This window comes from Roseomonas chloroacetimidivorans (genome assembly GCF_049629625.1).
Taxonomy (GTDB): domain Bacteria; phylum Pseudomonadota; class Alphaproteobacteria; order Acetobacterales; family Acetobacteraceae; genus Roseomonas; species Roseomonas chloroacetimidivorans.
This window is the reverse complement of sequence record NZ_JBNBZS010000140.1, coordinates 1-9,545: the sequence shown is the minus strand read 5'-3', so window position 1 is coordinate 9,545 and position 9,545 is coordinate 1. Positions and strand designations below refer to the sequence as shown.

9 protein-coding genes are annotated in these 9,545 nt (G+C 66.6%); all 9 read right to left on the bottom strand.

Annotated elements, in window-relative coordinates; translation table 11 throughout:
- A partial coding sequence (locus tag ACO1BU_RS34605; protein WP_424140454.1) for an Hsp70 family protein occupies window positions 1–1,084 on the bottom strand: 1,084 nt, incomplete at its 3' end.
- A gap of 56 nt (window positions 1,085–1,140) precedes the next feature.
- The gene (locus ACO1BU_RS34600) at window positions 1,141–2,316 is read right to left on the bottom strand and encodes a glycosyltransferase family 4 protein (RefSeq protein WP_424140453.1); all 1,176 of its coding nucleotides are present in this window, start codon (window positions 2,314–2,316) and stop codon (window positions 1,141–1,143) included.
- A gap of 211 nt (window positions 2,317–2,527) precedes the next feature.
- Window positions 2,528–2,668: a MarC family protein gene (locus ACO1BU_RS34595; protein ID WP_424140452.1), complete on the bottom strand. Its 141-nt coding sequence runs from the start codon at window positions 2,666–2,668 to the stop codon at window positions 2,528–2,530.
- Window positions 2,655–3,155, bottom strand: a complete 501-nt coding sequence (locus tag ACO1BU_RS34590; RefSeq protein ID WP_424140451.1) for a MarC family protein — start codon at window positions 3,153–3,155, stop codon at window positions 2,655–2,657. The genes ACO1BU_RS34595 and ACO1BU_RS34590 overlap by 14 nt, the downstream gene beginning before the upstream one ends.
- 2 nt (window positions 3,156–3,157) lie before the next feature.
- A complete protein-coding gene (gene ftsH / locus ACO1BU_RS34585; protein WP_424140450.1) occupies window positions 3,158–5,113 on the bottom strand; it encodes an ATP-dependent zinc metalloprotease FtsH in 1,956 nt (651 codons plus the stop codon).
- Window positions 5,114–5,179: 66 nt separating this feature from the next.
- Entirely contained in the window at window positions 5,180–5,851 is a 672-nt protein-coding gene (locus tag ACO1BU_RS34580) for an SPW repeat protein (RefSeq protein ID WP_424140449.1), read from the bottom strand.
- A 121-nt stretch (window positions 5,852–5,972) separates the two neighbouring features.
- Window positions 5,973–6,479 carry an NADH dehydrogenase ubiquinone Fe-S protein 4 gene (locus ACO1BU_RS34575; RefSeq protein ID WP_424140448.1) on the bottom strand — a complete coding sequence of 169 codons (507 nt, stop codon included), beginning with the start codon at window positions 6,477–6,479 and terminating at the stop codon, window positions 5,973–5,975.
- 109 nt (window positions 6,480–6,588) lie between these two features.
- Window positions 6,589–7,053 (bottom strand): Hsp20 family protein, encoded by a 465-nt coding sequence (locus ACO1BU_RS34570; protein ID WP_424140447.1) that lies wholly within the window; start codon window positions 7,051–7,053, stop codon window positions 6,589–6,591.
- Window positions 7,054–8,291: 1,238 nt separating this feature from the next.
- On the bottom strand, window positions 8,292–9,545 hold a 1,254-nt coding region (locus tag ACO1BU_RS34565; RefSeq protein WP_424140446.1), incomplete at its 5' end, for a S16 family serine protease.

Here is a 9,545-nt window from a genome sequence, read left to right as displayed (position 1 = left end):
TGACGTTGCGAGCGGGCTCCTTGCCGAAGAACTCCTTCACCGTCTCGACGACCTTGGGCATGCGGGTCATGCCGCCCACCAGGATCACCTCGTCGATGTCCTTCGCCGAGACACCGGCGTCCTTCAGCGCGGCCCGGCAGGGCTCGATCGTGCGCTGGATCAGGTCATCCACGAGGCTTTCCAACTTCGCCCGGGTCAGCTTCATCACGAGATGCTTCGGCCCGGAGGCGTCTGCAGTGATGAAGGGCAGGTTGATCTCAGTCTCCTTGGCGGAGGACAACTCGATCTTCGCTTTCTCCGCGGCCTCCTTCAGGCGCTGCAGCGCGAGCCGGTCCTTGCGAACATCGATGCCCTGCTCACGTAGGAACTCGCTCGCGATGTAGTCGACGATGCGTGCATCAAAGTCCTCACCGCCGAGGAAGGTGTCGCCATTGGTAGACTTCACCTCGAAGACGCCTTCGCCGAGCTCCAGAATGGAGATGTCGAAGGTCCCACCGCCGAGGTCATAGACCGCGACCCGGGCGCTACCCTTCTTCTCCATGCCATAGGCAAGCGCCGCCGCGGTCGGCTCGTTGATGATGCGCAGGACCTCGAGGCCGGCGATGCGGCCAGCATCCTTGGTGGCCTGGCGCTGGGCGTCGTTGAAGTAGGCGGGGACGGTGATGACGGCCTGCGTCACCTTGTCGCCGAGATAGGCCTCCGCCGTCTCCTTCATCTTGGTCAGCACATAGGCGCTGATCTGGCTCGGGCTGTAGCGTTTGCCCTGCACCTCGATCCAGGCATCGCCATTGTCACCGCGGACGATCTTGTACGGCACCAGCCCGCGGTCCTTCTCGACCGTCGGGTCGTCGAAGCGGCGACCGATCAGGCGCTTGGCCGCGAAAATGGTGTTCTCGGGGTTGGTGACGGCCTGGCGCTTCGCCGGCATGCCGACGAGCACCTCACTGCCCTTGGTGAACGCGACCATCGAAGGCGTGGTCCGCGCCCCCTCGGCGTTCTCGAGGACCTTGGGGGTGCCACCCTCTATGATCGCTACGCAGGAGTTCGTGGTGCCAAGGTCAATGCCAATGACTTTGCCTGCCATGTCACACCTCCGTCGCTCTATCCTGTCATTGCCCTCAGTTCAGTGGGTTGTCCTCATCAGACCTGGCCCGGAATCGGCCGGGCCTGCGTCGCCGACACGCCGGCGGTGTCGATCCAGCCGGTCCCTGGCGGCAGGGTGATGTCGCCCGGGATAGCCAGGCACGACAGTCGGCTTTGATGATCCGGCCGGTGCGCCGAGAGGCGCCTTCCGGCCGAACGCTCGTAAATCGAGAGATAGTCGCGAGCCATGCATTCGGCGGTGAAGCGCCGCTCGAAGGCCCGCCGAACCGATCGCCGGTCGAGGCTCCCGACCTTCTGGACCGCATCGATTGCCTGGTCGATGGAGCTGACGATGAACCCCGAGACGCCGTTCTCGATGACTTCCGGCACGGAGCCGCAGCGGAACGCGACGACCGGCGTACCGCAGGACATCGCCTCGATCATCACCAGCCCAAACGGCTCGGGCCAGTCGATCGGAAACAGGAGGGCGAGTGCGTTGCCGAGGAACTCAGCCTTCTGATGCTCATTGATCTCGCCGATGAACTCGACGCGGGGATTCCGCTCGATCATCGGCTTGATCACCTCGGACCAGTAATCGGCATCCGCTTTGTCGACCTTAGCCGCGATCTTCAGCGGCAGCCCCGTCCGCGTGGCGATCTCGATCGCCCGGTCCGGCCGCTTTTCCGGCGAGATCCGACCGAGGAAGGCGAGATAGCCCCCCTCGCCGGTGGGACGGAATGGCAGGAGGTCACGCGGAAGGCCGTGCGGCACCGTCCCGACCCAGTTGACCGGCGGCATCGGCCAGCGCTGGGCGTGGGAGATCGAGACCAGTGGGAACTCGGAAAACTCGGTGTAGAGGGGCGTCAGATCCGGAAGATCGAGGCGTCCGTGCAGCGTCGTCAGCGTCCGCTTCGCGATGCCACGGAACAGTGGAAAATGAAGCGCATCGATATGGAAATGCAGGACATCGAACTCGCCCGCTCGCTGCTGGACCTTCTCCAGCTGCACGACATGATAGGGCAGAGAGTCCTTCACCGCGGGATTGAGGCGCAGGGCCGTATCGCAGCAGGGAACCAGTTTCGCCTCGGTGATCGAATCACCGCTCGCGAAGAGCGTCACCTCGTGGCCCTGCCGGACTAGCTCCTCGGTCAGATAGGAGACGACACGTTCCGTGCCGCCATAGAGCTTGGGTGGCACCCGCTCGTAGAGCGGTGCGATCTGGGCAATCCTCATCGACAACACCTCCTGCAAGAGCAAAGTGTCGGCAATGGAAGCGAACTGCGCGGCCCGTCACGTGGCACCGCGTCTTCCGTCCGGCCAGACAGTTAGTCCGTCAGCCGCCAAAGAAAAGACCCCAAACGCGGTTCGGTTGCGTTGCAGATGAGCAGACCGAGCCGACGCCCTTCGCTTCCATCCTGGGAACGCTGACACTGCTCTCCGCAGGTCAGTGCAGCAACCCGCTTTGTCTCAACCCGTCAAAGAGGAACTGCATGGCCAGGGCGGCCAGCAGGATCCCCGATACCCGCGCGATGACATTGACACCGGTCCGCCCGAGCAGCCGGAAGAGACGCTCAGCGGCCAGCATCGTGCCGAACGTGAGGGCCCATGATGGCCAGCAGGGCGAGGAGGACGACCACCAGCTGGGCCGCGGTGTCCGCCTGGCCAGTGAGCAGGACAATGGCCGTCATGCTGCCGGGCCCGGCAATCAGCGGGATGGCAAGCGGGAAAACGGCGATCTCGGCCTGCCCTGCGGCCTCCGCTTCCTCTCCAGGCGTGATGGAGGATAGCCCTGACGGCTTGGCGAAGAGGAGATCCCTCGCCAAGCCCAGCAGGAGGACACCGCCAGCAGCCCGGAACGCAGGCAGCCCGATCTGCAGGGCGCCCAGCAGGCGGTTTCCGCCGAGTGCAAAGGCCAGCAGAACCAGGAAGCCGATCACGCAGGCCCGCAGGGCCAACCGGCGCCGCTGCTCCGGCGAGGCTCTGGCCGCCAGCACGAAGAACATCGAGGCGACCTCGAAGGGAGCCACCGTCACGAACAGCATGACGAGAGCGGAGATGGCCGTCCCGGGCATGGTCAGGCCGCCAGGGTCTTCACCTTTCCGGTCAGAACGGCCAGTTCCTCCGCGCTCAAGGTTTCCCTGGCCAGGAGCTCCTTCGCACTCCGGTGCAGGATGTCGATCCGCTCCTGCAGGATGCCGGAGGCCCGGCTGAAGGCCTTCTGAACGAGATCCTGGACCAACCGGTCGATCGTCTGGGCCGTCGCCTCGCTGTAGACCCGCTGGGGCTGCTCGAAGGCAGGCGGGGGCGCGCCGAGGAAGCTGCGCTGCTCACGCTCGAAGGTGACCGGCCCCAATTCCTCGGCCATGCCGAAGCGGGTCACCATGGCCCGGGCGATGTCGGTGACCCGCTGCAGATCGTCCGCTGCGCCGGTCGAGACACGGTTGAAGACCAGCACCTCCGCGGCCCGGCCGCCGAGGAGCACGGCCATCTTGTTCTCCAACTCCTCCCGGCTCATCAGAAACCGGTCCTCGGTGGGGCGCTGGATCGTGTATCCCAGCGCGCCCACGCCCCGGGGAATGATCGAGACCTTGTGGACGGGGTCCGTGCCGGGCAGCGACAGCGCGACGAGGGCATGCCCCATCTCATGATAGGCGACCGTCTCCCGCTCCTGCGGATTGAGCACGCGGGTCTTGCGGGCAAGACCGGCCACCACCCGTTCCACGGCCTCGTTGATGTCGGACATATCGACCTGATCTGCCCCACGCCGGGTCGCGAGCAGCGCCGCCTCGTTCACGACGTTGGCCAGGTCCGCCCCGGTCAGCCCGGGCGTCAGCTCAGCCAGCCGGTCGGCGGTGACCTCGGGCGCCGCCTTGATGCGCTTCAGGTGGAGCTGCAGGATGGCCGCGCGAGCGGGCTTGTCCGGGCGGTCCACCAGCACCTGCCGGTCGAACCGACCGGCACGCATCAGCGCGGGGTCGAGCACCTCTGGCCGGTTGGTGGCGGCCAGCAGGACCACGCCGGTCCGGGGGTCGAAGCCGTCCAGCTCTACGAGAAGCTGGTTCAGGGTCTGCTCCTTCTCGTCATGACTTCCGAGGCCATAGGCGCCGCGGGCCCGGCCGAGTGCATCCAGCTCATCGATAAAGATGATGGCCGGCGCCTTGTCGCGCGCCTGCTCGAAGAGGTCCCGAACCCGCGCCGCGCCGACCCCTACGAACATCTCCACGAACTCGGAGCCGGAGATGGAGAAGAAAGGCACGCCAGCCTCGCCCGCCACGGCCCGGGCGAGCAGCGTCTTGCCGGTGCCCGGCGGGCCGACCAGCAGCACGCCTTTCGGCACGCGCGCACCCAGCCGCCCATATCCCTCCGGATCCTTCAGGAAAGCGACGATCTCCTTCAGCTCCTCCTTGGCCTCGTCGGCGCCGGCGACATCGGTGAAGGTCGTCTTGGTGTCGGTCTCGACATAGACCTTGGCACGGGACCGGCCGATCGACATCAGCCCGCCCCCCATGCCGAGGTTGGCAACGGCGCGCCGCCAGACCAGCGCCCACACGAGATAGAAGACGAAGATCGGCAGCAGCCAGGACAGCAGGTTGGACCAGAAGGTGTTCGGCACAACACCTGTAAAGGTGACTCCGGCCGCCTCCAACTCCTTCGCGATATCCTCGGGCACGGCCGTCGTCTCGAATAGCCGGCGGCCGTCTGCGTTTGGCGTTTTCAAGGTGCCGAAGAGATGGGAGCCAGAGACCTGAACAGAGGCAACCTTCTGCTCGCGCACCAGCTGCCGGAACTCGCTGTAGGGAATCGGCTGCACGGCCTGGCTGGCCGCCCACCAGCTCTGCAGCAGCGTGATCACGATAAAGGCCGCGATCCAGTAGCCGGCATGCGCACCCAGCTGTTGCTTGTTCGGCTTACGCCCGTCCGGATGCAGCTGAAACACCTGCCGGAACCAGTCGCGAACCCGGTCCAGCCAAGCGGTGCCCGACTGCACCGGCGGCTTCGCCTTCGTGACCTCGGGACCATCGCTCGGCATGTCTGGCCTCCTTTCTCAGTGCCTGGATTGTCAGTTGGAACGCAGTTCGGTACGCGGCCCTACCCGTCAGTCGTCACGAACCGACTCGAATTCCGGCAGGACCACGCCAGTCCGCGGATCGACGAGCACCACCCGTCGGCGGCCGGCGAAATCTTCCGCCATCGCGCGCACGAAGTCGCCCTCACGGCGGAGGTCGGTGACATGCCGCCAGCCGTCGGCCGCGAGCGCGTTCAGGGCCTCGGCGTAGGCGAAGTCCGCGCCATGACCAAGGTTGGTATTGTGCGCGTCGGTCATGGCCGCATGGGCCGTGGCCGTCCCGAGACAGACCAGGCCGGCGAGCAGAATTGCGAGGCGCTTCGTGGCAAGCTCCTTCGCGATCCTGATCCCGTGCATGCGGGGCCAGATCAGGCCGAGCGCCGTGGCAACCACCACGATCGCGCCGATGATCACGTGGCTCCACATCGCCGGCTGGTTCGCGGTGAAGTGGCCGATCCAGGGCGAGCAGACTGCCCAGATGCCCAGGATCGCCTCGCCACCTTCGGTCCAGGCAGCCCATTCACCGGAGCTGCGCCGGGCCCACAGCGCGTAGACGGCCAGCATCGCGCCTGTCAGCCATGCGTTCCAGTCCGCAGGCCAGGCGTCGGAGAATCCGAGCACCCAGGGCGCCAGAAGCAGGCAGATGGCCGCCGCCAGGTTGACGATCTCTACAGGCTTCGTGCTCCTCATCACTGTGCGCATCGCTCTCCTCCATCGGAGATACGGTCGAATACCAAAAGGACCGCGGGCCCGACCCGGCCCGCGACCGGGCAGATTGTGCCGTCCGGCGTGGGCACGGCTGCCCGGCACCCTCCGGAACTGATCATGCGGCGCGATGGCCGACTTCGCCTTGCCCCGGAGCGGAGTCGTTGGCCGCGGGGCCAGTCGGGCCGCCGTCCTGGAACAGCACCGGCTTGGCCGCCTGGTCAGACGATCGCATCCGCACCGCCGCCTGCAAGTGCGTGGGCTCCTGCACCACGTATGGAAGGCCCTCGCGCTCCGCGTAGGCGATGGCCGCCTCGCGGCTCGGGAAACGGAGCTGCACGAGACGGAGCGGGTCGGTGCCACCGACCCATCCCATCAGCGGCTCGATGAACGGCGCCGAGCGCGGTGCGAACTCCAGGACCCATTGCCTCGCCCGGGCCCGGCCCGACGAGACGACCGACGGGCCGGGACACCGGATGATCGCATGGGCATCCGACGGGAAGGCTGGCGGTGCGAACGCCGGGAGCCGGTCATTCGCCGGCGACCCTGGCGGCATGGCGTGCCGGAAGGCCCCCATGCCTGTCGGAAATTCCGCATGATCCCTGGTGACACTGTCCTGCAGCATCTGAATCACCATTCGCCGTGGGCTGCCTCGAGTGCCGGGCGCGCACGGACTACCGCGCACAGGCGGAGACGCCATGTGCCGCTCGGTCAGCGCTCGAGGCAGCAGCCTATTATTCGGCGGGGCTCGTGTCGATCTGTGCCGGCCGGCCTCGCCCGCCGCCGATCTCGATGCGCCTTGGCTGCATCGGCTCCGGGATCTCACGCAGGAGATCGATCATCAGCATGCCGTCTTTCAGCTGTGCATCCTTGACCTGGACGTAGTCGGCCAGGTGGAACACACGCCGGAACGGCCGCTGGATCATGCCGCGGTGGAGATAGCCTTGGCTCTGAGCCTCGCTTTCCGCCTTCTTGCCAGTGACGGTCAGGAGGTTGGGCTGCATGGTGATGTCGAGATCGTCGGGGCCGAAGCCCGCAACGGCCAGGGTGATCCGGTACGCGTCCTGGCCCGTCTTCTCGATGTTGTAAGGCGGGTAGTCGTCGGCCGGCTCCGGAAGCCTGCCGTTCTCCAGCAGCTTGAGCAGGCGGTCAAAGCCGATCGATGACCGCGCAAGCGGAGCAAAATCCGTCAGCTCCATAGCCATATCCTCCATTGAGCAACATGGTATGAGCGAGTGGCGCCCTCACGGCGTCAGCCAAACCCGCATCATGGGCGTTTGGCGATCAGCGAACTAGGCAAGCTGACTGAAGGTTTCAAGCCCGTATGCTGTTCGTGAGGAACGGCCGGCCGCGCCCCAGAGCAGCTTAGCTTGGCATACGCCTTTCATTCGTCAGATCGGGTCGGACGATGCAAGTCGCGGGCACCGAGCCCGAGCCGCCGCGTTATTGGGGACCGCTCGCGAGCGGAGCGGAGCGGCGCCAGCCTGCTGTACGGTCGCGAGCGACAGCAGATGCTCCAGAGCGATTTGCCCAGGATCCGGATCTGGTCCAGATCTTTGCAAACAGATCCACGACAACCGTCTGCGGAACAAGCAGCGGATTGAGTACCAAGACCAACCTGGTTGCGGCTGCGGCGGCGATCCAGGTAGAGGGACCGACCGCCAAGTCGCCCAAGACACGGCCCGGCGCTGTGTCAGGCGCCTGCCCTGTTGGCAATTCTTGCCGGGCTGACATAGCGCATGGCCGCGTCACCCCACTGCGGAGCACTCGTCCCGTTTTCAACTCGGCCCGCTCACGCATGCCGGTTACGGACCGTGCAGGGCAGGGCCTGAACGCACCGGGTTCCACTTACACGGCCCGCAACAGGTCTGCGCCGCCCCAAAACCGCAGGGCGGGACGGCTTCGCTAGGCGCGGTGCGGTGCCTGGTCAACGGTCAGCCTATGCTGCCCGCAGCCCGGGCCCCGCGTTCTGCCGGGCACGAGCAGGGCCCACCGACCGGGCCGGACAGCGCCAGCGGACAGACATATGCCCCTGCGTAGCAGGTACGTCCGGGAGGCGGCGCCGGCCGATAGACGACCGGAGGCGGGTAGACGGGAGGCGGGTAATAGACCGGAGGCCCGTAATACACGGGAGGCCCGACAACCACGGGCGGGAAGCCGATGAACACGCCACCTCGCCAGAAGGCGTGTGCGGCCGAGGGGAGCGCCAGCACGGCGGCAATCACGGCCGCCGCGACAACTCGGAGCATCGGGCGGGAGAAGCTCGTCATCCTCATAGCCACATCCTCGTTTGAGCAACATGGTACGAAGGCCGGCCGGCCTCGGCATGAGCATCCAGCCGGGACGTGAGTTGGTTTGACCTTCGCGAGAATCAAGTTCCCGGAGCCCGGACACGCGGCACCGCAGCCTTGCAAGCGTGAGAGCCACAATCAGCCCGTTACCCCGGAAAGGCCGCCATCCCAACAGTGCCGCCGTCGGTCTCGGGTGGGGCTTCGGCGGTGACGCCGTCCGTCGCTGGGTCCAAGGCGGCGGCGATCGCGTCCTCCACGCGCTCCAGCCAGACGAACTCCAGACCGTCCCGGGCATTCTTCGGGATGTCGTCCCAGTCCCGGCGATTGCGTGCCGGCAGCATGACGCGGCTCAGACCGGCGCGGGCCGCCGCGACCACCTTCTCCTTGATGCCGCCGACCGGCAGCACCAGGCCGCGCAGGCTGATCTCGCCGGTCATGGCGGTGTCGCTGCGTGCCGTGCGCCCGGTCAGCAGCGAGACAAGTGCGGTAAACATCGCCACACCCGCACTCGGTCCGTCCTTCGGCGTCGCGCCAGCGGGCACATGAATATGGATGTCGGATTTCTCGAACAGCCTAACATCAATGCCGAAGGTGGTGGCCTTGTTCTTCACCAGGCTCAGTGCGGCCTGGGCGCTCTCCCTCATAACCTCCCCGAGCTGGCCGGTCAGGATCAGCTTGCCGCTCCCGGGCGCGCGCGTCGCCTCGATGAACAGGATGTCGCCGCCGACCGGCGTCCAGGCCAGGCCGGTCGCGACACCGGGCACGCTGGTCCGCATCGCCACCTCGTTCTCGAAGCGCGGCGGGCCCAGGACTGTGGCGAGGTCATCGGCACTGATCTGAACGGCCTCGGCGCTGCCATCCGCGATCCGGACAGCGGCGTGGCGCAGCACGCGGCCGATCTCGCGCTCCAGGCTCCGCACGCCGGCCTCGCGCGTGTAGTCGCGGATGATGATGCGCAGCACATCCGCCCCCAGTGTCGCCTGGCCCGGCCGCAGCCCGTTCGCCTCCATCTGTCGGCGGAGGAGATAGCGTTCCGCAATCTCCAGCTTCTCGTCCTCAGTGTAGCCGGCGAGGGTGATGACCTCCATCCGGTCGCGGAGCGGCCCGGGAATCGTGTCCAGCATGTTGGCCGTGGCAATGAACACGATGCGGCTCAGGTCGAACGGCACGCCGAGATAGGCGTCGCGGAATGTCCCGTTCTGCTCGGGGTCCAGCACCTCCAACAGCGCGGCGGCGGGATCCCCATGCACACTGCTGCCGAGCTTGTCGATCTCGTCAAGCATGAGCACGCAGTTGCGCGCCCCAGCCTTGCGGACCGCCTGGACAATATTGCCGGGCAAGGCGCCGATATAGGTGCGTCGGTGGCCGCGGATCTCTGCCTCGTCATGCACGCCGCCCAG